Below are 22,161 nucleotides of genomic sequence, written 5' to 3' on the forward strand. Positions count from 1 at the left end.
CGGGCATCATTCGTACGGGTCGACCACTCCACCGGACGGCAGCGCGGCCGAGGCGCTCTTCAGCAGCGCGACGAACTCCGCCAGGCAGGGCACGCACCGCGCGGCGTGCCGGCTGAGCTCCCGGATCCGCTCCTCGCTGAGCACCCCGTCCACCGCCGCGAGATCGTGGACCCGGTGGCACGCCATCGCCTGCGGCGGGGACTCCCGCCCGCACGCGTATCCGGCGAGCATCTCGTCGATCCGGTCGGCGGCCTCGGGATACCCGGCCGCGTAGGACTCGGCGTACGCCTGCGCCGCCTCGGTGACCAGGTGCAGCTCCGCGCGGCCCCGGGCGCGCGCGAGCCGGTCGAGCGTCCGCCCCAGCCGCAGCGCGGCGTCCGCGTGATCGTTGCCGGCCGCGATCCGGTACCACCGGACCGCCTCCCCGAGCTCCCCGTCCGCCTCATGGCGGCACGCCAGCTCGTAGGCGGCCCGGTCCAGTTCGAGCGACTCCACGAACGACGCGTGCCGCGCCCGCGCGATGTCGTCGCGCTGCCGGCGCCGGAACTCCTCCTCCACCTCGGCGAGCCCGACGGCGAACTCGCCGTCGTCCAGCGCCGCCGCCTCGGCCGCCAGGACCGCGTCCAACCCGCCGGGCTCACAACGCCGACTCACGGCACACCTCGCGGACCAGCCCGTCCAGCCTCCGCCGCCCCCGGTCGACATGGAGCGCCGCGGCGTCCTCGCTCACATCGAGGATGGCCGCGACGTCCGGCACGGGGAACTCCAGCAGGCAGTGCAGCGCGACGGCCTCCCGCTGCCGCCGCGGCAGGCTCCGCACCGCGGCCATGACGCCCGTCTCCGGCGCCTCGCCCGCGACCATCTCGTCCAGCGACGTGCACTGCTCCCGCGCCTTCGCCTGCCAGCGCCGCAGCATGGTGGTCGCGATCCGGAACAGCCAGACGCCGGGCCGCTCGCACGTGACCAGCTCGTCCCACCGGCACCGCGCGGCGAGCAGGCTCTCCCGCACGATGTCCTCGACCCACCGCCCGTCCGCCGTCTGGGCCCGCAGATACCCGGTGAGCCGCGGCGTCCAGTGCCGGTGGAACGCGGGAAACGACGTCACCGACTCCCGCTCATCGTTCACTGCGCCTCCCCCACGAAAGCTCCTTGTGGAACGCGGGAACAACGTTCACCCCAGTCTTACGCATATGGCTGCCACCGGAGCTCACAATCGCCAACATCACCTCAAAGGCACCGGCGACCTGCACCCTCACCACTGATCACCCTCAGCAATGACCAACAGGTCACCCCCTACCCCCGCCCACCAGCCCTGATACTCCCGAGTAAAGATCATCACAAAATTGGCAAACAACCCCCGAACCCGACATTCCCCCAACTCCACCCCAAACCATTTCCCCACCCCAAATACCACCCATCAACCAACACGACCTTGGGGCGCCATGCCGCACCGAAGCCCAGCAGTTCAGGTCAGAATCGCCCAAGCGGCGGCATTCCACAGCATCACCACAGCGAGACGGCCGAGTTCGCTCGCGCCCATTGGCCACACGATCAGCTGAATACCCCCACGACCACCAAGACCGCCGGTCACAAGTGGATCGACAACACGGCCAAGCACGCAGCATGCGACCACCAGCGCGACCCCCACCTGGCTAGCCAACCCGTCCACAGCATCACCACTCTGGGATGCCAGAGATGCTGCGTGCACGGCCGACCGCACAGCGAGCTGAATACCCCACGACCACCAAGACCGCCGGTCAGCGGTCGATTGGCGACACGGCAGTGCGGGCGGCAACGGCACCGCGAGCGCGGCCGGCACTTGGCGGCCCGGCCACGGAGAACCGCAGTGGGCGGGTGTGGGCGCTTCGCACACGCTGGCCGCGGGTGGTTCCGGCGAATCCCGTGAACACCGGGGTGGTCGGTGCGGGTGGATGTGCCCCCCGGAGCGGCCGGCATCAGATCGCGGGCGCGTGATAGCCGTCGGCGGGCGGGACGGCATGCGGTGAAGGGGGTGGGCTCTCGCGGCGCGTCGCCGGGGGGTGGTGCGGTGCGGCGGCCGCGTGGTCTCGGGGATCACGCGGCCGCCGGCGCGGTCAGTCGCGGGTGAGCTTGCGGTGGGTCACGCGGTGCGGGCGGGCCGCGTCGGCGCCCAGGCGCTCGATCTTGTTCTTCTCGTAGTCGGCGAAGTTGCCCTCGAACCAGAACCAGTTCGCGCCCTCTTCCCACGCGAGGATGTGGGTGGCGATGCGGTCCAGGAACCACCGGTCGTGCGAGGTGATCACGGCGCAGCCGGGGAATTCGAGGAGCGCGTTCTCCAGGCTGGAGAGGGTCTCGGTGTCCAGGTCGTTGGTCGGCTCGTCCAGCAGCAGGACGTTGCCGCCCTGCTTGAGGGTCAGCGCCAGGTTGAGGCGGTTGCGCTCGCCACCGGACAGGACGCCGGCGGGCTTCTGCTGGTCGGGGCCCTTGAAGCCGAACGCGGCGACGTAGGCGCGGGACGGCATCTCGACCTGCCCGACGTTGATGTGGTCGAGACCGTCCGAGACGACCTCCCACACCGTCTTGTTCGGGTCGATGCCGCCGCGGCCCTGGTCGACGTAGGCGATCTTGACGGTCTCGCCGAGCCGCAGCTCGCCCGCGTCCGGCTGCTCCTCACCGACGATCATGCGGAACAGCGTGGTCTTGCCGACGCCGTTCGGGCCGATGATGCCGACGATGCCGTTCGGGGGCAGGTTGAACGACAGGTCGTCGATGAGGACGCGGTCGCCGAAGCCCTTCCTCAGCTTCTCGGCGACGATCACCGTGTTGCCGAGGCGCGGACCCGGCGGGATCTGGATCTCCTCGAAGTCGAGCTTGCGGGTCTTGGCGGCCTCGGCGGCCATCTCCTCGTAGCGCTCCAGACGGGCCTTGCTCTTCGTCTGCCGCGCCTTCGGGTTGGAGCGGACCCACTCCAGCTCTTCCTGCAGGCGCTTCTTGCGCTTGGCGTCCTTGTTGCCCTCGACCTTCAGCCGGTCGGCCTTCTTCTCCAGGTACGTGGAGTAGTTGCCCTCATAGGGGTAGCAGCGGCCCCGGTCCAGTTCCAGGATCCAGGTCGCGACGTTGTCGAGGAAGTACCGGTCGTGGGTGACCGCCAGGACAGTGCCCTCGTACTTGGCGAGGAACTGCTCCAGCCACTGGACGCTCTCCGCGTCCAGGTGGTTGGTGGGCTCGTCCAGCAGCAGCAGGTCGGGAGCCTCAAGCAGCAGCTTGCACAGCGCGACACGCCGACGCTCACCACCGGACAGCTTCGTGACGTCGGCGTCGCCGGGCGGGCAGCGCAGCGCGTCCATCGCCTGCTCGAGCTGGCTGTCGAGGTCCCACGCGTTGCGATGGTCGAGCTGCTCCTGCAGCTTGCCCATCTCCTCCATCAGCTCGTCGGAGTAGTCCGTCGCCATCTTCTCGGCGATCTCGTTGAACCGGTCGAGCATCGCCTTGGTCTCGGCGACGCCCTCCTGCACGTTCCCGAGGACGGTCTTCTCCTCGTTCAGCGGGGGCTCCTGCTGGAGCATGCCGACGGTGTAACCCGGCATGAGACGCGCGTCGCCGTTGGAGGGCTGTTCAAGACCGGCCATCATCCGCAGCAGCGTCGACTTACCGGTGCCGTTCGGCCCCAAGACGCCGATCTTCGCGCCCGGTAGGAAATGCAGGGTAACGTCGTCCAGGACGACCTTGTCGCCATGTGCCTTGCGCACACGCTGCATCGTGTAGATGTACTCGGCCATATCCCCAAGACTAGGGGGTTCCGAGCACCGCTTGGTCGCCTCAAGCCCAGGCACCCCCCGTACCGGGGACCGTCACCGAGGCTGGAGAGCATGCGGACCCCGCACGCCGGACGTGCTTCGCGCGGGTCCGGCCGAGCGGCGGGGGTCAGGGGCTGCCGGAGGCCCTGGGGCCCTCCAGGGCCGGTAGGCAGACTCGGTCGCGGCCGGACGACTTGGCGCGGTAGAGGGCCAGGTCGGCGGCGGCCAGCAGTTCCAGCAGGTCTTGCCCGTGGGTGCGGAACAGCGCGACGCCGACCGACACCGTGACCGTGACCGTGCCCTCCTCGGCCGGTACCGCCAGCCTGCGGACGCGGCCGCGGAGGCGTTCCGCGACGCGGCACGCCTCGACGGTGTCGGCGCCCGGCAGCAGCACCACGAACTCCTCACCGCCGAAGCGTCCCACCACGTCGTAGTCGCGCAGCTGGTGGCAGAGGGTGCTGGCCACCCCCACGAGGACCTGGTCGCCGATCAGGTGGCCGTGCGTGTCGTTGACCCGCTTGAAGTGGTCGATGTCGATCAGGAGCAGCGCCACGGCGTCGTGGGTGCGCTGCGCCCTGGACAGCTCGGTGTCGGCCTCGCGCTGCCAGGCCGCCGCGTTCAGCAGGCCGGTCTTGGCGTCGGTGCGGGCCGCGGCCTGCAACTGCTGGTGCATCAGGCTGCGCTGCAGCAGCATCACCGGCGGCAGCGCCAGGAACAGCAGGCCCAGCGACAGGGCGCTGGTGATCGCGACGAGGATGCCGACGCAGAGTTCCACGATGTCCAGCAGCAGGCTCTCGCGCGTCCACAGGACGTCCCGCCAGCGGCTCTCGGGGTTCGCCGCGTGCGCCGCGACCGCGACGATCGCCGTGTTCACCACCGTGAACAGCGCCGCGCAGCCGACGGCGGCCGGGATGCCCGGGTACGCCTCGACGACCCACTGCGGCACCCCCTCCAGCGGCTCGGGCACCACGACGTGGAACACCGCCGACGCGCACGCCCCGGCGATGCCGAGCGCCGCGGCGACCACCGCCCGCCGGTAGATCAGCGTCCGGCGCACCCGGAACTGGAGCAGCGCCTGCACCGGCAGCGGGATCAGCAGCGCGTACACCGGCGGCAGCAGCAGCGCGACCGGCAGCCACCACGCCGACAGCAGGTCGCGGGCGACGCCGGCCGGCATGCCGAGCCGCCGGGTCGCCTCGATGCACACCGCCCCGGACGCCAGCAGCGCCGCGAACGTCATCAGGTCGTAGCCCCGGAACGGGGTGTCCACCAGCCCCGCGACGGCGAGCCCCAGATGGACGGCGACGACCACCGGCACGTAGACCGCGAGCAGGGACGGACGCCCCAGTCGCGCCCGGCGCCCGGGCCCGCGGGCCAGCTCCCCACCACGGTCCTCGGCGGACGACTGCACTGCCGTCATCCTTCCCCCTTACGCGAATCACGTTGTGTAACACGATAGTTGCAACCTGTGCGGAAGGGGCGTGAAACAGGTACGTTCGGGAAGGCACATGCGGGTGACCGCTCCGGTCAGCCGCATCAGGGCCCGCGGAATCGCGGTGCTCGGCACATCCTGAGGGGGAAATCGCCATGCGCGGCATTTCCTGGATCTGACCAGGCCGCAAAACCCCGATGGCGCGGGGGCGCAGACCGGCGACCGCGCCGGCCACGCCCCCGCTCCCCCGATCCCTTGCCCCTCCGGCGAGCCCCGCCGGGCAACGCACCAGAGGTCGTCGACGGCCCGGCATCGGAAATCCCTCAGGGGTGCGCCGGCGGGTAGCGGGCACGTCGTCAGCAGTGGCGGCGGTCGGGTGCCGTTCTTCTTTCGGGGCGCCGCCCGGGGGTCAGGCGGCTTTGGGTTCGTCTTCTTCCGCCGGGGCGGTCAGGGCCCATTGGTCGGCGGTTTCTCGGGCCAGGCGGCGGTCTTCTTCGGTCAGGGGGCCGCTGCGTTGGGCCGGGCGGAAGTCGACGGTGCCCCGGTTCAGGTCGGGGCCGAGGGTGATGGCCTCGACCTCGGCGGAGAAGCGCCACTGGTCGTCGCGTTCGTACTGGCGGATGCGCAGGCGGCCGGTCAGGACGACCGGCGTGCCGCGCTGGAGTTCGGACGCGTTGACGTTCTCCGCGAGGTTGCGCCAGCAGTTCACCGTCACGTGGAGGGGCTCGTCGTCCTGCCACTGGTTGGTCTGGCGGTCGAAGCGGCGGGGCGTGCAGCCCACCCTGAGGGAGAGGAAAGGGGTTCCGTTGGACGTGACGGCGTAGCGGGGCTCCGCCGCGACCCAGCCGGTGATGGTCACGTGCGCCTCGTTCACTGTGGCCTCCGTTGTCTCGCGTACGAGTCAACGGTGGCGCGGCGGAGGCGGGCGGCGCCGGGAGTCGCGGAACTGTGGATAACTCAGCCCAGCGCTATGGTCACGTCCTGGCGGAAGCGGGCGTAGACGTCCAGGTCGTCCTCGATGGGCTCGATGACCTTCTGGAAGGCGACGCGCTCGATGCCCCGGCGCATGTGGTGCTCCATCTTCTCGCCGTGTTTGGCGGACGACAGGGCCACCAGGTTGCGGCACGCCGAGGAGGTCAGCCAGCCCATCCCCAGGGTGCAGACGACCAGGACGGCCACATAGGGGATCAGGCCCGCCTGGCCGATGAGGCCGTCGGAGTCGCCGTCGCCGAAGAGGCCGAAGGCGACGAGGAAGCCGATCCACACGACGCTGAGGACGGCGACCAGGACGAGGAAGTACTGCCAGGTCTTGACCAGCCACCACCAGCGCGGCACCGCGTTGAAGGTGGGCAGGGCCTCCCGCAGCGACTCGCCGAGCGCCTCGGGGATCTCGGTCGCGTGGGAGCGGGCCGCCGCGCGGACGGAGCGCCCCCAGTGGGTCGGGAGCTGCGGGGTGATGCCCTCGGTGACGCTCTGCAGCGCGTTGTCGACGTCGCCCTGCTGGGCGCCGATCGGGCCGGTGAAGGCGTTGCGGAGCTCCTCGCGCAGCTCGGTGAGGCGCATGCGGCGCAGCGGGTCCGAGCGGAGCCGGGCGACGATCGCGGCGACGGGCCAGCCGACGAAGTCGGAGGCGCGCAGCTCGTAGGCGCTCTCCATGGCCTCGGCGACGGCGGGCGCGCCGGCCGCGTCGGTGAGCGCCTGGATCAGCTCGGCGCGGTGGGCCTCGTCGACCGTGCTGGGCGGCTCGGCGTCGAAGCGGTAGGCGGTGAAGCGCTCGGCGACCCGGTCGACGTCGGCGGACAGCCGCTCGGTGCGGGCGCGGCGGGCGGCGACGGTGTCGACGAGGATGTCGCGGAACCCGGTCACGCCGTCCTCGGCGACGGCGGAGGTGGTGACGATCCGCGGGTCGGCGAGGCCCTCGGCCTCCAGGAGGCGGCGCAGGTCGGCGACGCAGTCGTCGATCTCGTGCGGGGCGAGCCGGTCGACCTGGTTGAGGACGATCAGGGTGACGCCGGTGTGCCGGGCGAACGGGACGATGTAGTTGCGGTGCAGCGCGGCGTCGGCGTACTTCTGCGGGTCGACGACCCAGACGAGCAGGTCGGCGATCGTGACGAACCGGTCGACCTCGGCGCGGTGCACGGCCTGGATGGAGTCGTGGTCGGGCAGGTCGATCAGCACGAGGCCCTGCAGTCCGGCGTCGGCGCGCTCCATGTCCAGGGCGCTGGCGCGGGCGTAGCGGTGCCGCTTGTCGACGTCGAGCCAGTCGAGCAGCGGCCCGGCGCCGTCCAGCCCCCAGACGCAGGAGTGGGCCTGGGACGTCATCGGGCGGCGCAGCCCGGTCGGCGACAGTTCGAGCCCGCAGATGGCGTTGAACAGCGAGGACTTGCCGCTGCCGGTGCCGCCGGCGAGGGTCACGACGGTGTGGTCGCCGGATAGCCGCAGCCGCTGGCCGGCCCGGTCGAGCAGCGCGCCGGCGTCGTCCAGCACGGGCTGCTCCAGCCGCCCGTAGCCGGCCTGCACGAGCCGGTCGAGGGCGTTCAGCCGGTCGACCAGCGCGGGCGGGCCGGTGGGGACGGCGGCGGGCGCGGGCTCGCCGAGCGTCGGGATCCCGCCGGTTCCCGCCGGCGAGTTCGCGGGGATGGCCGAGGTGGTCATCGGGCAACCTCGAGGTTGTAGGTGGCCTGGTACAGCTGGACGGGGACGGTCTCGTCCGGGATGCCCGCCGAGTCGAGCACCTGCCCGAACCGGATGGCCTCCTCGTCGAACAGCATCCCGATGCGGCTGCGCAGGTCGGCGCGGGCCTTGGCGCCCATGCCGCGCAGCGACTCGGCGCCGAACAGCGCCTTCAGCAGCCGCTGCGGGACGGCGCTGTTGCCGCCCTCCACGGCCACGTCGGACGTGCCGTAGCCGAGCAGGCCGATCATCAGGACGAGGGAGACCGCCTCGGTGTCGAACGAGACCAGCTTCGCGACCGAGCGCTTGGTGACGCCCTCGGTGCGGATCAGCTCCTGGACGTGGTCCTGCCAGGAGCTGACGGCCCGGGTGACGCGGCGCGACAGCTCCGGGGAGACGTGCGCGAGGTCGGCGTCCGTCCCGGCGAGGACCTGGCGTCCGGCCGGGTGGTCGCGCCACCGCGCGATGACCTGCTCCGCCCCGTGCTCGGCGGACGACATGATCAGCGATTCGAGCCCGCTGCGCAGCGCGGCCTTCAGCGCGCGCACCCGGGCGGGGCTGCGCCGCCCCGCGCGCCGGCCGGCCGCCCGGCCGCGCCGGGACCGCTGGACGTGCAGCGACTTCAGCAGGTCGCCGGTGCCGGCGAAGTCCTGCCAGCGGGCGAGCACCTCGCCGCGCAGCAGCGAGCCGTTGCGGGTGGCCTCGTCCAGCTCGGCGAGCGCGGTGCCGTACCCGGCCTCGACCTCGCGGGCCAGCTCGGCGCGCTGCTCGACCTGCGCCTCGACCTGCCGGGCCACCTCCGGGACGCGGGTGCGGAGGCTGTCCAGGACGGCGGCGAGGGTGTCGCTGATGACGATCTCGCGGTCCTCGGCGTCCTCGGCGACGCCGATCAGCCATTCGCGGATGTCCTCGACGGTCTCCTCGGGAAGCCGGCTGTTCTCGATGCGGGTCTCGGGGATGGTGAAGCGCTGCGCGTCGCCGACCTCGTGCTCGTCCAGCATCTGGCCGAAGTGCTCGACGACCTCCTCGCCGGCGCCGTCGGGGACGCGGGACAGGACGACGCCGATCGTGGCGCCGTTCTCCCTGGCGCGCTGCAGCATCTGCCAGACCTGCGCGTCGGCGTACCGGGCGGCGGTGGTGACGCACAGCCACAGGTCGGCGGCGGCCATCAGCTTGGCCGCGAACTCGTAGTGGTCTTCGAAGACCGAGTCGAAGTCGGGGCTGTCGAGCAGGGCGAGGCCGGGCGGCAGGACGTCGCTGCCGATGATGACGAGCTGGTCGCCGGCGATGGCGTCGGGCGCGGGGCCGCGGACGCGCCCCATGCCGGGCAGCATCGGCCCGTTCATGAACCACTCGGTGTGGTCGGGGTGGCAGACGAGGATGGGGCTGCTGGTGGTGGGGCGCAGCACGCCGGTGGCGCTCACCCGCGCCCCGACGAGCGTGTTGACCAGCGTGGACTTGCCGGCGCCGGTCGACCCGCCGAGCACCACGAGCATGGGGGCGCCGGCGGCCTGGATGCGCGGGAGGACGTAGTCCTCCAGCTGGGCGCGCAGCTCGTCGCGGGCCTCGCGGGCCTCCTGGACGCCGGGCACGTCCAGCAGCAGGTCGAAGGAGCCGAGCTGGTCGCGCAGCGCGGTCAGCGCGCGGATCAGCTCGCCCCGCCGGACCGTCCCGCCGCCGGTCGCGGCGCCGGTGCGGGGGGCGCGCCGCCGGCCGCCCTTGGCCTTGCCGGACGCGGCGGGCTTCTCGGCGGTCTCGGGAGTCTCGGCGGCGTCGGGAGTCTCGGCGGTCTCGGGGGTGTCGGTGCTCTGGGGGGCGTCCTTCTCTGGCACGGCGTCCTTCCGGGGCGCGGCCTTCCGGGGCACGGCGCCCCGGCCGGGCGTCGCGGAGTCCTCGATCCCGCGTCCCTGGCCGGCGGCCTCCTCGTCGTGGACCGCGCTTCGCTCTGCCGGGGGTGTCACGGATCCCGTCCCATGTCCGCTCGAATCATGTCGATCTCTCGTGCCACGTTGACCACGTCGCCGACGACCACGATCGCCGGGGGCCGGACCTCGGCGGCGGCCATCTCGTCGGCCACCGTGTCCAGCGTCGCCGTCAGCGCGCGCTGGCCGGGGAGCGTGCCGTCCTGTACCACGGCCACCGGGGTGTCGGACGATCGACCATAGCGCATGAGCGCCGATGCGATGAGCGCCATGCGCTCCACCGCCATGAGCAGGACGATCGTGCCCTTCGCGCGCCCGAGCGCCGCCCAGTCGACGGTCGAGTCGGGGTGGCCGGGCGGGACGTGCGCGGAGATCACGTGGAACTCCTGCGACACCCCCCGGTGGGTGACGGGGATGCCCGCGGCGGACGGCACGGCGACGGCGCTGGTGATGCCGGGGACGACCGTGACCGGGACGCCGTGGCGGGCGCAGTACAGGGCCTCCTCACCGCCGCGCCCGAACACGAACGGGTCGCCGCCCTTCAACCGGACGACGAAGCGCCCGGCCTTCGCGTGCTCGACGAGGCTTTCGTTGATGCGGTCCTGCGCGACCGTCCGCCCGTAGGGGATCTTGGCGGCGTCGATCACCTCGACGTCGGCGGCCAGCTCGTCCAGCAGGCCGCCGGGAGCGAGCCGGTCGGTGACGACGACGTCGGCCATGGCGAGCAGCTGCCGCCCGCGCACGGTGATCAGGCCGGGGTCGCCGGGGCCGCCGCCGACGAGCGCGACGCCGGCGGGCTTCTGCCGGGAGTGCCGGGACTCCAGGCCGCCGTCGCGGAGCCCCTCCACCACGGCGTCGCGGATGCCCGCGGCGCGGCGCGGGTCGCCGCCGAGCAGGACGCCGACGGTCGCGTCGCCCGCGTGCCCGCTCGCGGGCGTCCAGGCCGGGGACGACTCGGCGTCGTCGGCCCGCACCGCCCAGATGCGCGCGGCGTCGGCCTCCGCGACCACGTCCCCGTTGACCTTGGCGTCGTCGGTGACGGCCTGGACGAGCCAGGCGCCCGCGCAGTCGCCGCGCCGGTAGGGCCGCCGGTGCCAGGTGATGCGGCCGCGCTCGGCCAGGCCCTCCAGGGTGGCGGTGACGGAGGGCGAGACGAGGGCGACGTCGGCGCCCGCGTCCAGCAGCGCGGGGACGCGCCGCTGGGCGACCCGGCCCCCGCCGACGACGAGGACGCGTCGCCCGGCGAGTCGCAGGCCTAGCAGGTACGGGGGCACGTGGTGGTTCTCTCAGCTGTTCGCATGCGGATGGCTTGCGGACGACGGTGACCGGCAAGTGTCTTTGTGGAACAAAGGTACTCGGGATATGGAGTTCATGGAGAGGGGCTCCGCTCGTTCGATAGCCGAGCGTGACTCAACCCGTGATCACGCCGTTACGGGTGCCCGGCGTCCTTCTCGCTGACGCCCGCCGAGTCGAACGTGGCGACCTCGTGCAGGACCCGCACCGACCCCTGGACCAGCGGCAACGCCAGCAGCGCGCCGGTCCCCTCGCCGAGCCGGAGCTCCAGGTCGACCAGCGGCCGCAGCCCGAGCGCCTCGACGGCGGCGGCGTGGCCGGGCTCGGCCGAGCGGTGCCCGGCGACGCACCCGCCGAGGGCGTCCGGGCACAGCGCCGCGGCGGCCAGCGCGGCGGCCCCGGCGATCACCCCGTCGAGGACGACCGGGACGCGCAGCGCGGCCGCGCCGAGGACGAACCCGGCGAGCGCGGCGTGCTCCAGCCCGCCGACCGCGGCGAGGACCTCCAGCGGCGGCGCGGACCCGTCCGGGAGCCCGTGCCGGGCGAGGGCCGCGCGGACGACCTCGACCTTGTGCGCGTGCGTGGCGTCGTCGATGCCGGTGCCGCGGCCGGTGACCCGCTCCGGCGGCAGGCCGGTGAACGCGGCGATCAGCGCGGCGGACGCGGTGGTGTTGGCGATCCCCATGTCCCCGGTGATCAGGCAGCGGGCGCCCTCGGCGGCCAGCTCGCGGGCCACCTCGATGCCGGTCTCGGCGGCGCGGCGGGCCTGCGCGGCGGTCATCGCGGGTCCGGCGGTCATGTCCGCGGTGCCGGGCGCGATCTTGCGCCGGAGCAGGCCGGGGGCGGCGTCCAGCTCGGCGGCGACGCCGACGTCGACCACGCTGACCCGGGCGCCGACCTGGGCGGCGAACGCGTTGACCACGGCGCCGCCGGCCAGGAAGTTGGCCACCATCTGCGCGGTGACCTCCTGCGGCCACGGGGTGACGCCCTGGGCGTGGACGCCGTGGTCGGCGGCGAACACGGCCACGGCGGCGGGCTCGGGCAGCGGCGGCGGGCACCGCCCGGCCAGCCCGGCGAGCCTGACCGACACCTCCTCCAGGACGCCGAGGGACCCCGGCGGCTTGGTGAGCCGCGCCTGGTGGTCGCGGGCGTCCCGCATGGCCGCCTCGTCCAGCGGGCCGATGGCGGCGATGGTCTCGTCGATCAGGTTCACAGCGTCCTTTCCAGGGTCAGATGCTCCAGGGTCAGAGCTCCAGGGTCAGATGCTCCAGGGTCAGATGCCGAGCTCGCGGAGCACGTGCAGGAGCCGGTCGTTGGACGGACGGTCGCGCACGGCGATCCGGAGCCAGTCGGAGCCGAGCCCGGGGAAGGTGTCGCCGCGCCGCACGGCGTAGCCGCGCTGCCTGAGCAGGGCCCTGATGCCGAGGGCGTCCGGCACGCACAGGCACAGGAACGACGCACGCGCCTCGGGGACGACGTAGAGGCCGCGTCCGGTCAGCTCCGCGGCCAGGCGGTCGCGCTCCTCGCCGAGTTCGACCGCCCATGCCTCGGCCTCGGCGACGGCCTCCGGCGAGCAGCACGCTTCGATGGCGACGAGCGCGGGCGTGGACACCGCCCAGAGCGGCTGCGCTTCCGCGAGCCGCCCCACCATGTGGGGGTCGGCCAAGACGTACCCCGCGCGGAGCCCGGCGAGCCCCCATGTCTTGGTCAGGGAGCGGATGACCACGGTCCCGGTGGGCAGCCGGCCGGCGAGGGACTCCGGTTCGCCCGGGACGACGTCCATGAACGCCTCGTCCACGACGACCGTCCGGCCGGGCCTGGCGAGCGCGGCGACGGACTCGGACGGGTGCAGCACCGATGTGGGATTGGTCGGGTTGCCGACCACGACGAGGTCGGCGTCCTCCGGGACGAGCGCGGGGTCGAGGGTGAAGTCCTTGCTGAGGATCACCCGCTCCACCTCGTGCCCGGCGGCCCGCAGCGCGGCCTCCGGCTCGGTGAACTGCGGGTGCACGACCACCGCGCGGCGCGGCGCGAGGACCCGCGCGAGCAGCACGAACGCCTCCGCGGCGCCGGCGGTCAGCAGCACCTCGTCCGCCGACCTGCCGTGCCGCCGCGCGACCGCCCGGCGCGCCGGGCGCGGGTCGGGGTAGGCGGCGAGGTCCGCGACGGACGCCCTGATCCGCTCGGCCAGCCACTCCGGCGGCGTGCCCGTCCGGACGTTGACGGCGAAGTCGGCGAGCCCGCCGCCGACCTCCGCGTCCCCGTGATGGCGCAGGTCGACGTTCATGGGCGTCCCGCCTCGTGGTGCCCCGCCTCGTGGTGCCCCGCCTCACGGTGGCCCGGTTCGTAGCGCCCCGGTTCGCGGCGTCCCGTCTCGCCGGGTCCCGCCTCGTAGTACAGGAGCGCGTTGACGGCCGCCGCCGCGACCGCGGAGCCGCCCTTCTCCGAGACGTTGCTGAGCTGCGGCAGCCCGCTGGCGCGCAGCGCCTCCTTGGCCTCGCGGGCGCCGACGAAGCCGACCGGCATGCCGACGACCAGCGCGGGAGTCACCCGGCGCTCGATGATCTCGAAGATCGCCTCGGGGGCGGAGCCGACCACCCAGACCGCGCCAGGACCGACCTCGGAGTAGGCGAGCCGGACGGCCGCGGCGGAGCGGGTGATGCCGGCGGCGCGAGCCATCCGGCCGGCGGCCGGGTCGGCGGCGTGGCAGACCGTCTCGCGGGCGGTGATCCCGGCCGCGACCATGCCCTCGTCGGTGACGATCGGCGCCCCGCCGTGCAGCGCGGCCCAGCCCTGGCGGAGGTGCTCCTCACTGGTCAGCAGGTCCACCGCGTACTCCAGGTCGGCGGTGGCGTGGATCACCCGCTCGGCGACGGCGCGCCACAGCGGCGGCATCGGCGACAGGTCGACGCGGGACCGCAGGATCTCATACGACCGGACCTCGATCGGGTGGGGTTGACGGACGGTCAACTGCGCTCCTCCAGTGCTCCGGATCCTTGCTTCCGGACGGGTTACCAGGGTTTCACGCCTTGCGGGGAGATACGTCCGGGCCAGGAAGTACGTCCGGCTCGCCGGGCGGCGCGGGGATTGTCTCGATGGGACGGCTCGTCCGTGACGTCCGCGGTGCGGGGGTCCGGGCGTTCCGCTCGCCCCACACGACGATCACCGGGTCCTCTGGCTGCTCCGGCCGGTCGAGCCGGGTCGCCTGAAGCCGGACGGCACCGGGGGTGAAGCCCTGCTCGTCCAGGAGGTCCAGTATGGCCTGCGCTTCGGCGGGCGCCGCCACGGCGACGATGCGGGCCGGCGTGAGCGCGGCGCACACCCGCACGGCCTCCGGCCCGCCCTGCCCGAGGAACACCGCGTCCGGCCTGGGCAGATGCCCGGCGGTCGACCGGACGTCCCCGGACGCCATGGCGACCTTGACCCCGTGCAGCCGCACGTTCTGCCTGACGCGCTCGCACGTCGCGTGGTCGCGCTCGACGGCGACGACGGCGGCGCCGAAGCGCGCGCACTCGATGCCCACCGAGCCGTCGCCGGACTCCACGTCCCACACCATGTCGCCGATCCCGGGACCGAGCTTCGCCAGCGCGAACGCCCGGACGTCCGGACGCGGGCCGGGGCCCTCGCCGAACGCCTCCGCCGGCAGCGCCCATCCCTCGGGCGCGCGCGGAGGCCCCGAGGCCCAGCCCGTTTCGCCCAGGGCATGGCGGTTGTCCAGGACGAGCACCACGTCGGGCTCGTTCCACGGGCGCGTGGTGGCCTCCGCCGGACGCACGTACACGACCCGCTCCTTGGGTCCGCCCAGGTCCTCGCAGACCACGAACGAACGCGGCGTGACCGGGAACAGGGCGCGCGCCAGTTCCGCTGGCCCCGCCCCAGGACCGGTCAGCACGGCCACCTTCGGGTGGGCCCGGCACGCGTTCACGGCCTGCCGCAGATGCCCGTCCCTGGCGGAGACGACCAGAGCGTCCTCCCAGGGCAGCCCCGCGTGGGCGAAGGCCCGCGCCACCAGCGGCGCCGCGGGCACGATCTCCGGCGCGTGCCCTCGCTCAAGCAGTTCGCGCACAATGCCGAAGTAGCCGGGGTCGCCGTCCACAACGACGACGACGTCCTGGTCGGTGACATCGACACCTTGCAGCGCCTCTACGGGATCCGTCGTGGCGATCTGGTGAACGTCCGGCGGCAAGGGCGCCCTCTCCAGCAGACGGGCCTCGCCCACCACCAGCGCGGCGCTCTCCAGAGCCGCCTCGGCCGCTTCGGAAAGCGGCGAACCGTCGCAGCCGACGACCGTGAGCATCGCCCTGCCCTGCCAATCGCCTACCGCGCCACGCGCGTGCCGGACCGCGGGACCGGCCGGCCCCCGCCCGCCGGAAGAACGCTCACCAAGACGGCGCTCATCGGGCCGTCCGGCCGTACATGCCGATCACGCGGTCGTCCTCCGGGTCGACGAGGACGACCTGCACGGCGACCGGGCTGCGGGGGGCGCCCGCGGCCTCGGCGGCGAGCCGCTCCAGCTCGCCGGCCGCCCGGCGGCACAGCTCCCGCCCGCACGGCCCGAGCCTGCCCGCCGCCTCCCACAGCGCACGGACCTCCTGGAAGGTCGCCGCCCGCGACACCTCGCCGGCCAGCCCGACCCCGAGGTCCATGTCGAGCGTGATCGACTCCAGCAGGCCCGCGGCGCCGCCCAGCACGGCGACCTGCTCCGCCATGCCCGCCACCAGGACGAGCTGGGCGACCCCGTCCTTCACCGCCTTCCCGGCCGCCTCGCGGACCGCCCCCGCCGGGACGAAGCACGCGTCCGGCAGTTTCGGCAGCATCCGGCGGGCGGCCTCGCGCGCGCCCTCCCCGTACAGCACGAGCGTCCGATCACCAGCGGTCACGGATACCGTCCCTCCTCGTCGTCGTAGAGCCTCGCGGAGGCGCCGTCCGGATGGGCGGGCGGCGCGCCGGAAAGCGGCGGATCGGTCGCGATCCGGCTGAAAACGATCATGTCGCGGCTGACCCCCTCCGCGTCGCGCTCGGCCCCGCGGGCGACGCCCTCGCGGACGTAGCCGGCCTTCTCGGCGACGCGGACGGAGGCGCGGTTGGTGACCATCGCGCGCAGTTCCACCCGGAAGAGCCCGCAATCGCGCAGCGCCCAGTCGGACACCAGGCGGAGCGCCTCGGTGGCGTAGCCGCGCCCGCGCGCGGCGGGCCGCATCCCGTAGCCGACCTCGGAGGTCAGGTGCGTCCAGTCCACCTTGAACAGGCCGATGGTGCCGACGAGGTCGCCGGTGTACCGCTCTGTCACCGCGAGATGGACGCCCAGGCCGAAACGCTGGACCTTGTGGACGCCCTCCCGCAGGAACCAGGCGATGGGCTCGGCCTCCAGGACCGTCGGGAAGTTGGGCGGCAGGAAGTCCTCGCGGGCGCGGATCACCTCGATCAGCGTGCCGGCGTCGTCCAGCGCGAACGGGCGGAGGACGAGCCGTTCGCCCACCAGGCGCACGGTCCCCTCGAAGGCGTTCACGCGCGCTCCCCTCACGCCGCCCGCACGGCGCGGGCCGCCCGCACAGAATAGGCTGTCGAGGTGAGCTACCAGCGCCTGTCCCCGGACGAACGGCGTGCCCAGATCCTGGACGTCGCTCGGCGGATGTTCACCGAGCTGCCCTACGCCGAGGTGTCCACGGCCGCGATCGCCCGCGAGACGGGCGTGCAGCGCGGCCTGATCCACTACTACTTCGGGACCAAGCGCGAGCTCTTCCTCAAGGTCGTCAAGAGCCTGACCGCGTCCGCGGCGATGCGGGTCCCTCCGCCGGACGACCGGCTGACGCAGCCCGAGGCGGTCGAGCTGCTGGTGAACGTGTTCCTCGACACCGCCGAGCAGAACGCGACGACCTGGTTCGCGGCGCTGGACGCCGAGGGCTTCGGGCAGGACCCCGAGCTCCTGCGCATCGTCAACCGGTTCAAGGACGAGGCGGTCGAGCACATGGTCGCCATACTGCGGGTTCCGGAGCCGACCGAGACGCTGCGGGCCGTCCTGCGCGTCTACACCGGGCTGGTGGACGCGGCGACGCGGCAGTGGCTGCAGGAGAAGACGCTCGACCGCGAGCAGGTGCACACCCTGCTCGCCCGGTCGCTGCTGGCGATGGTCGGCGACATCGCCCCCGCCCTGGAGCGGGCCGGCGCCGGAGAGGAACCGGTGCTGGAGAAGGACTAGCGCCCGGACTGGCGCCCGGACTGGCGCCCGGGGGGCACGCCGGGGACGGCGAACCAGACGGCCTTGCCGCGGACGGGCGGCCCCAGCCGCGACAGCGTGCGGCGCAGCCCCCAGCGGCCGCCGGACAGCTCCCGGACGATGCCGAGCCCCCGGCCGCAGTCGCCGGACGTCCACGAGTAGCAGGGCAGCGCGGCGTCGGCGAACGCGTCGAAGACCGCGCAGCGGACCTCGCGGGCCCGCCCCCCGCCGCGGTAGAGCCACAGCTCGTGGGGGCCGTGCTCGCCGGCGTGCTGGTGGGCGTTGGTCGCCAGCTCGCTCACCATGAGCTGGGCGTCCGCGATCGCGTCGGGCGCCGCGCCGAGCGAGGCGAGCGCGTCGCGCAGGAGGCGGCGGGCGTGGGCGGCGCAGCCCGGGCCGCCCGGCAGGGCCCACACCAGTGCGGGCGCGCGGTCGCCCGCGGCCGGGCCGCCGTCCCGCGCGGCGCCCGGCAGGACATCGGCGCCGGGCACGGCCTCCGCATCCGGCAGAGCCTCCACCGCGGGCAGGGCCTCCGCGCCCGGCACGGGCGCCGCCGGGGGGACGGCCGCCGCGTAGGGCACGGCCGCCACATCGGTCTCGGTCAACGCGTCGCTCACGGCGTCCGCCGCAATATCGGCCGGCGTGCTCTTCACGGGTCCTCCCGCGGTCTACGTGCCCGGTGCGCGGCCGCCCGGCCCGTCACTGTCGGTCTCCGGACGGTCACGCATTCAAGACTCTCCTGAGATTCTCACGATCGCAAGCGTCTTCGTGGAATTCCCCAGCCCTTCCTGCGGGCTTCGTCAATCGCGTTGTGACGCGCGTCAAGAGTCGCAAGACTCCACTCCCATGACTTACCGCCCCACCGTCCGTGGCCGCCGCCTAGCGCGGGAGCTCCGCAAGCTGCGCGAGGAGCAGGGCCTGACCCTGCAGGAGGTGGCGGACCGGCTCGACTGGTCGCGAGCCACCGTCTCCCGCCTCGAGACCAGCCAGACCCGCCCGAAACCGGGCGACATCGCCGACATCCTCGATCTCTACGGCGTCCCGAGCCCCGACCGCGACGCGCTCATCACCCTCGCCCGGCAGGCCGGCCAGCGCGGCTGGTGGACGGCCTACCAGGACGTCTTCGCCGGCAGCTACGTCGCGCTGGAGGACGAGGCGTCCCACATCCGCACCTGGGACCCCCAGCTCGTCCACGGGCTGCTGCAGACCGAGCCGTACTCCCGCGCCGTGATCACGGCGGGCCGGCTGCTGCCCGCCCAGGAGGACATCGAGCGGCGCATCGCCGCCCGCAAGATCAGGCAGGCGCTGCTGGACCGCACCGACGCGCCCCGGTTCCACGTCATCTTCGACGAGGCGGTGCTGCACCGGCCGATCGGCGGCGCGGACGTGATGCGCGGGCAGTTGGAGGCCCTCGCGGAGGCCGCGAAAACCCGCCCAAACGTGACGATTCAGGTACTTCCGTTTACAGCAGAGGCGCATGCGGGCCTCGACGGACGTTTCACCATATTGTCGTATCCAGACCCCGCAGACCCCGATATCGCCTACGTAGAGGGCACCATGGGCGACGTTTACCTTGAGAGTACGGAGGCAATAGCAAAACATAGGGACCGCTTCGATCGGATCGTGGCGGCCGCACTGTCCCCCGAGGATTCCGCGCACCTCATAGCCGAGGCAGCAAGGAGCAGCCCGTGACCAACCTGCAGCGCGAACTCACCGGTGCCCCCTGGCGCAAGTCGTCCCGCAGCGGAAGCGGCGACCAGTGCGTCGAGGTGGCGCCCCTGTCCAGCGACCTCCGCGCGGTGCGCGACTCCAAGGACCCGAACGGCCCGGCGCTGGTGCTGACGCCGTCCGCCTGGCGGGGCCTGCTGGACGAGATCAAGGAGGGATAGCGGCGAACCGGGGGCCGCGGCGCCGCGCCGCGGCCCCCGCGCATGCCCGGCCCGCCCTTCCGGGAAACTAGAACCTGTTCTAGTATCGCGGTGCGTCGACAACCGGAGGGTGCAACGTGACCGCGGAACTCAAGCTCGGCATCAACGTCGGCTACTGGCAGCGCGAGCCCGACGACCAGACCGAGACCGTGCTGGCCGCCGAGCGCTGCGGCTACGACTCGGTGTTCACCGCCGAGGCGTACGGCTCGGACGCGTTCACCCCGCTTGCCTGGTACGCGGCCCGCACGTCCCGGATCAAGCTCGGCACGGCCGTGGTCCAGATGTCGGCGCGCACCCCCGCGGCCACCGCGATGCACGCGCTCACCCTGGACGCGCTGTCCGGCGGCCGGGTGATCCTGGGGCTCGGCGCGTCGGGCCCGCAGGTCGTCGAGGGCTGGTACGGGCAGCCGTTCCCGAAGCCGCTCGCCCGCACCCGCGAGTACCTCGACATCGTCCGGCAGGTGTGGCGCCGCGAGGGTCCGGTGACCAGCGAGGGCCCGCACTACCCGCTGCCGTACCCGGGCGGCGCCGGCCTCGGCAAGCCGCTGAAGTCGATCGTGCACCCCGTCCGCCCCGACATCCCCGTCTACCTCGGCGCGGAGGGCCCGAAGAACGTCGCGCTGTCCACCGAGGTGGCGCAGGGCTGGCTGCCGCTGTTCGTCGACCCGCGGCAGATCGACTCGGTGTTCGGCGCGTCGCTCGCGAACCGGCCGGACGGCTTCGAGATCGCCGCGACCGTCACCACGATCGTCACCGACGACGTCGACTCGGCGCTGGAGTTCGCCAAGATCCCGCTCGCCTTCTACATCGGCGGCATGGGCGCCAAGGACCGCAACTTCCACCTCGACCTGATCGGCCGGCTCGGCTACGCGGAGGAGGCCGAGCGCGTCCAGGAGCTGTTCCTGTCCGGCCGCCGGGACGAGGCGATCAAGGCGGTGCCGGCCGGGCTGGCCGACGCCATCTCCCTGCTCGGCCCGCTCGGCCGCATCAAGGAGCGGCTCCAGCTCTGGCGCGACAGCCCGGTCACGACCCTGCTGATCGCCGGCGTGCGGGACGAGCCGACCCTCCGCGCCATCAAGGACATGGCCGACTCGTGAGATCGACTCCACATCGCGGCGAGGAATGGGGGTATCCCTCCGGGTGCTGCACAGAAGGCACCCAGAGAAACGCGACTGGAGATGGGACACACGATGTCCGCGCAGCAAGACGCCGCCCGCCTGCTCGTCAGGACCCTTGAGGCGGAGGGCGTCGAATACGTCTTCGGCATCCCGGGCGAGGAGAACATCCATTTCGTCCATGCCCTCACCGACTCGTCCATCCGCTACATCCTCGTCCGGCACGAGCAGGCCGCGGCGTTCATGGCCGAGGTCTACGGCCGGCTGACCGGCCGCGCGGGCGTGGCGTCCGCGACGCTCGGCCCCGGCGCGATCAACCTCCAGCTCGGCGTCGCCGACGCCACCACCAACAGCACGCCCGTCGTCGCGATCTCCGCGCAGGTGGGCCTGGACCGCATCTACAAGGAGTCGCACCAGATCATCGACCTGGTGTCGCTGTTCCGCCCGATCACCAAGTGGGCGGAGCTGGCGCCGCGGGCGGAGGCGCTGCCCGAGATGGTGCGCAAGGCGTTCAAGACCGCGCAGACCGAACGCCCCGGCGCCGTCTACCTGGCCATCCCGGAGGACGTCGAGGCGGCCGAGGTCGCCGCCGATCTCGCGCCGCTGCCGGTGAACATCGTCCGGACGCAGGAGCCGTCGCCGTCCCAGATCGCCCGCGCCGCCGACGTGCTCGCCCTCGCCCGGCGGCCGATCGTCCTCGCCGGGCACGGCGCGACCCGCGCGGGCGCGAGCGACGCGCTGGTCTCCTTCTCCGAGCGGCTCGGCCTGCCGGTCGCGACCACCTTCAACGGCAAGGGCGTCTTCCCCGACGACCACCGCAACGCCCTCGGCGCCGTCGGCTTCATGCGGCACGACTACGTCAACTTCGGGTTCGACGAGGCGGACGTCCTCATCGCCGTCGGGTACGAGCTGCAGGAGTTCGACCCCGTCAAGGTCAACCCGGCGGCCGACAAGAAGATCATCCACATCCACCAGTTCCCCGCCGAGGTCGACGACCACTACCCGGTCGCGGTCGGCGTGCAGGGCGACATCTCCCGGAGCCTGCGCGCGCTCGCCGACTCCGTCCACCGCCGCTTCGACGCCGCCGGCCCGGACCGGCCCGCGGCCTCCGCCCGCGGCCGTTCGGCGGACGAGCTGCACTCGACGGGCCGCAGGATCCGCGAGATGCTCCGCGAGGAGCTCGCCGACGGCGCCACCGACGACGGCTACCCGCTGTCGCCGCGCCGCATCGTCGCCGACGTCCGCGCCGCCATGGGACGCGAGGACATCGTCCTCGCCGACACCGGCGCGGTGAAGATGTGGATGGCCCGCATGTACCCGACGTACGAGCCGAACACGCTGATCGTGTCCAACGGCCTGTCGTCGATGGGCTTCTCCGTGCCGGGCGCGATCGCCGCCAAGCTCGCGCACCCCGACCGCGCCGTCCTCGCCGCGACGGGCGACGGCGCGTTCCTGATGAACTCCCAGGAGCTGGAGACGGCCGTCCGCGAGAACATCCCGATCACCGTGCTGATCTGGGACGACTCCGCCTACGGGCTCATCGAGTGGAAGATGGACCTCGATCTCGGCACCAGCTCCAACACCCGGTTCGGCAACCCCGACTTCGTCGCGTACGCGGAGAGCTTCGGCGCCCGCGGCCACCGGGTGGAGTCCGCCGGCGAGCTGCTGCCCACGCTCCGCAAGGCCCTGGCCGAGGACGCGGTCTCCGTCGTCACCGTCCCCGTCGACTACTCCCACAACCTGCAGCTGACCGACAAGCTGGGCGACCTCACCGGCCCCTTCTAGCCACCGGCCCCTTCCAGCGG

21 protein-coding genes are annotated in these 22,161 nt (G+C 73.1%); 5 read left to right on the top strand and 16 right to left on the bottom strand.

Annotated features, from left to right (window positions below; genetic code table 11):
* Positions 1–6 precede the first annotated feature (6 nt).
* The 15 genes from ABTW95_RS20140 to ABTW95_RS20210 form a co-directional block, all read right to left on the bottom strand.
* Entirely contained in the window at positions 7–654 is a 648-nt protein-coding gene (locus tag ABTW95_RS20140; protein ID WP_500227068.1) for a hypothetical protein, read from the bottom strand.
* Entirely contained in the window at positions 638–1,126 is a 489-nt protein-coding gene (locus tag ABTW95_RS20145) for an RNA polymerase sigma factor (protein ID WP_396445099.1), read from the bottom strand. Before ABTW95_RS20145 ends, ABTW95_RS20140 begins: the two co-directional genes overlap by 17 nt.
* Positions 1,127–1,465: 339 nt before the next feature.
* Positions 1,466–1,648, bottom strand: a complete 183-nt coding sequence (locus ABTW95_RS20150) for a hypothetical protein (RefSeq protein ID WP_500227069.1) — start codon at positions 1,646–1,648, stop codon at positions 1,466–1,468.
* A 445-nt stretch (positions 1,649–2,093) separates the two neighbouring features.
* Positions 2,094–3,758, bottom strand: coding sequence for an energy-dependent translational throttle protein EttA (gene ettA / locus ABTW95_RS20155; protein WP_396445100.1), 1,665 nt, complete (start codon positions 3,756–3,758; stop codon positions 2,094–2,096).
* 145 nt (positions 3,759–3,903) lie between these two features.
* Positions 3,904–5,196 (bottom strand): sensor domain-containing diguanylate cyclase, encoded by a 1,293-nt coding sequence (locus ABTW95_RS20160; protein WP_396445101.1) that lies wholly within the window; start codon positions 5,194–5,196, stop codon positions 3,904–3,906.
* Positions 5,197–5,617: 421 nt separating this feature from the next.
* Positions 5,618–6,082 (bottom strand): single-stranded DNA-binding protein, encoded by a 465-nt coding sequence (locus ABTW95_RS20165; RefSeq protein ID WP_396445102.1) that lies wholly within the window; start codon positions 6,080–6,082, stop codon positions 5,618–5,620.
* Between the two features lie 83 nt (positions 6,083–6,165).
* Positions 6,166–7,863 (bottom strand): GTPase family protein, encoded by a 1,698-nt coding sequence (locus ABTW95_RS20170; protein ID WP_500227070.1) that lies wholly within the window; start codon positions 7,861–7,863, stop codon positions 6,166–6,168.
* The gene (locus ABTW95_RS20175; protein ID WP_500227071.1) at positions 7,860–9,842 is read right to left on the bottom strand and encodes a GTPase family protein; all 1,983 of its coding nucleotides are present in this window, start codon (positions 9,840–9,842) and stop codon (positions 7,860–7,862) included. Before ABTW95_RS20175 ends, ABTW95_RS20170 begins: the two co-directional genes overlap by 4 nt.
* Entirely contained in the window at positions 9,839–11,077 is a 1,239-nt protein-coding gene (gene cobA / locus ABTW95_RS20180; RefSeq protein ID WP_500227072.1) for a uroporphyrinogen-III C-methyltransferase, read from the bottom strand. Before cobA ends, ABTW95_RS20175 begins: the two co-directional genes overlap by 4 nt.
* 155 nt (positions 11,078–11,232) lie before the next feature.
* Complete coding sequence (gene cobT, locus ABTW95_RS20185) at positions 11,233–12,309, bottom strand: nicotinate-nucleotide--dimethylbenzimidazole phosphoribosyltransferase (RefSeq protein ID WP_396445106.1); 1,077 nt, start codon at positions 12,307–12,309, stop codon at positions 11,233–11,235.
* 60 nt (positions 12,310–12,369) lie between these two features.
* On the bottom strand, positions 12,370–13,383 hold the full coding sequence (gene cobC / locus ABTW95_RS20190; RefSeq protein WP_500227073.1) for an Rv2231c family histidinol phosphate aminotransferase CobC: 1,014 nt from the start codon (positions 13,381–13,383) through the stop codon (positions 12,370–12,372).
* Complete coding sequence (locus ABTW95_RS20195; RefSeq protein ID WP_500227074.1) at positions 13,380–14,066, bottom strand: precorrin-8X methylmutase; 687 nt, start codon at positions 14,064–14,066, stop codon at positions 13,380–13,382. The genes cobC and ABTW95_RS20195 overlap by 4 nt, the downstream gene beginning before the upstream one ends.
* A gap of 52 nt (positions 14,067–14,118) precedes the next feature.
* A complete protein-coding gene (gene cbiE, locus ABTW95_RS20200) occupies positions 14,119–15,393 on the bottom strand; it encodes a precorrin-6y C5,15-methyltransferase (decarboxylating) subunit CbiE (protein WP_500227075.1) in 1,275 nt (424 codons plus the stop codon).
* 97 nt (positions 15,394–15,490) lie between these two features.
* Positions 15,491–15,976, bottom strand: a complete 486-nt coding sequence (locus ABTW95_RS20205; RefSeq protein WP_396445110.1) for a hypothetical protein — start codon at positions 15,974–15,976, stop codon at positions 15,491–15,493.
* Entirely contained in the window at positions 15,973–16,605 is a 633-nt protein-coding gene (locus ABTW95_RS20210) for a GNAT family N-acetyltransferase (protein WP_500227076.1), read from the bottom strand. Before ABTW95_RS20210 ends, ABTW95_RS20205 begins: the two co-directional genes overlap by 4 nt.
* Positions 16,606–16,665: 60 nt before the next feature.
* Between ABTW95_RS20210 and ABTW95_RS20215 the strand changes: the two genes are divergently transcribed.
* Positions 16,666–17,295 carry a TetR/AcrR family transcriptional regulator gene (locus ABTW95_RS20215; RefSeq protein WP_396445112.1) on the top strand — a complete coding sequence of 210 codons (630 nt, stop codon included), beginning with the start codon at positions 16,666–16,668 and terminating at the stop codon, positions 17,293–17,295.
* Here the strand turns inward: ABTW95_RS20215 and ABTW95_RS20220 are convergent.
* Entirely contained in the window at positions 17,292–17,930 is a 639-nt protein-coding gene (locus ABTW95_RS20220) for an ATP-binding protein (RefSeq protein WP_500227077.1), read from the bottom strand. The genes ABTW95_RS20215 and ABTW95_RS20220 overlap by 4 nt on opposite strands.
* Positions 17,931–18,159: 229 nt before the next feature.
* Here ABTW95_RS20220 and ABTW95_RS20225 point away from each other — a divergent pair, with 229 nt between their 5' ends.
* The 4 genes from ABTW95_RS20225 to ABTW95_RS20240 all read left to right on the top strand — a co-directional run bounded on the left by ABTW95_RS20225 (position 18,160) and on the right by ABTW95_RS20240 (position 22,141).
* A complete protein-coding gene (locus ABTW95_RS20225; RefSeq protein ID WP_500227078.1) occupies positions 18,160–19,005 on the top strand; it encodes a helix-turn-helix domain-containing protein in 846 nt (281 codons plus the stop codon).
* The gene (locus ABTW95_RS20230) at positions 19,002–19,202 is read left to right on the top strand and encodes a DUF397 domain-containing protein (RefSeq protein ID WP_500227079.1); all 201 of its coding nucleotides are present in this window, start codon (positions 19,002–19,004) and stop codon (positions 19,200–19,202) included. The genes ABTW95_RS20225 and ABTW95_RS20230 overlap by 4 nt, the downstream gene beginning before the upstream one ends.
* Positions 19,203–19,318: 116 nt before the next feature.
* The gene (locus ABTW95_RS20235) at positions 19,319–20,338 is read left to right on the top strand and encodes an LLM class F420-dependent oxidoreductase (RefSeq protein WP_500227080.1); all 1,020 of its coding nucleotides are present in this window, start codon (positions 19,319–19,321) and stop codon (positions 20,336–20,338) included.
* A gap of 93 nt (positions 20,339–20,431) precedes the next feature.
* Positions 20,432–22,141 carry an acetolactate synthase large subunit gene (locus ABTW95_RS20240; RefSeq protein ID WP_500227081.1) on the top strand — a complete coding sequence of 570 codons (1,710 nt, stop codon included), beginning with the start codon at positions 20,432–20,434 and terminating at the stop codon, positions 22,139–22,141.
* Positions 22,142–22,161: the final 20 nt, after the last annotated feature.

Source organism: Spirillospora sp. NPDC127506 (assembly GCF_040302145.1).
Classification (GTDB): domain Bacteria; phylum Actinomycetota; class Actinomycetes; order Streptosporangiales; family Streptosporangiaceae; genus Spirillospora.

Bases quoted from the DNA above. Each gene is read 5' to 3' on its own strand.
- ettA (WP_396445100.1), bottom strand. From the start codon at position 3,758: ATGGCCGAGTACATCTACACGATGCAGCGTGTGCGCAAGGCACATGGC.
- ABTW95_RS20160 (WP_396445101.1), bottom strand. From the start codon at position 5,196: ATGACGGCAGTGCAGTCGTCCGCCGAGGACCGTGGTGGGGAGCTGGCC.
- ABTW95_RS20170 (WP_500227070.1), bottom strand. From the start codon at position 7,863: ATGACCACCTCGGCCATCCCCGCGAACTCGCCGGCGGGAACCGGCGGG.
- cobC (WP_500227073.1), bottom strand. From the start codon at position 13,383: ATGAACGTCGACCTGCGCCATCACGGGGACGCGGAGGTCGGCGGCGGG.
- cbiE (WP_500227075.1), bottom strand. From the start codon at position 15,393: ATGCTCACGGTCGTCGGCTGCGACGGTTCGCCGCTTTCCGAAGCGGCC.
- ABTW95_RS20225 (WP_500227078.1), top strand. From the start codon at position 18,160: ATGACTTACCGCCCCACCGTCCGTGGCCGCCGCCTAGCGCGGGAGCTC.
- ABTW95_RS20240 (WP_500227081.1), top strand. From the start codon at position 20,432: ATGTCCGCGCAGCAAGACGCCGCCCGCCTGCTCGTCAGGACCCTTGAG.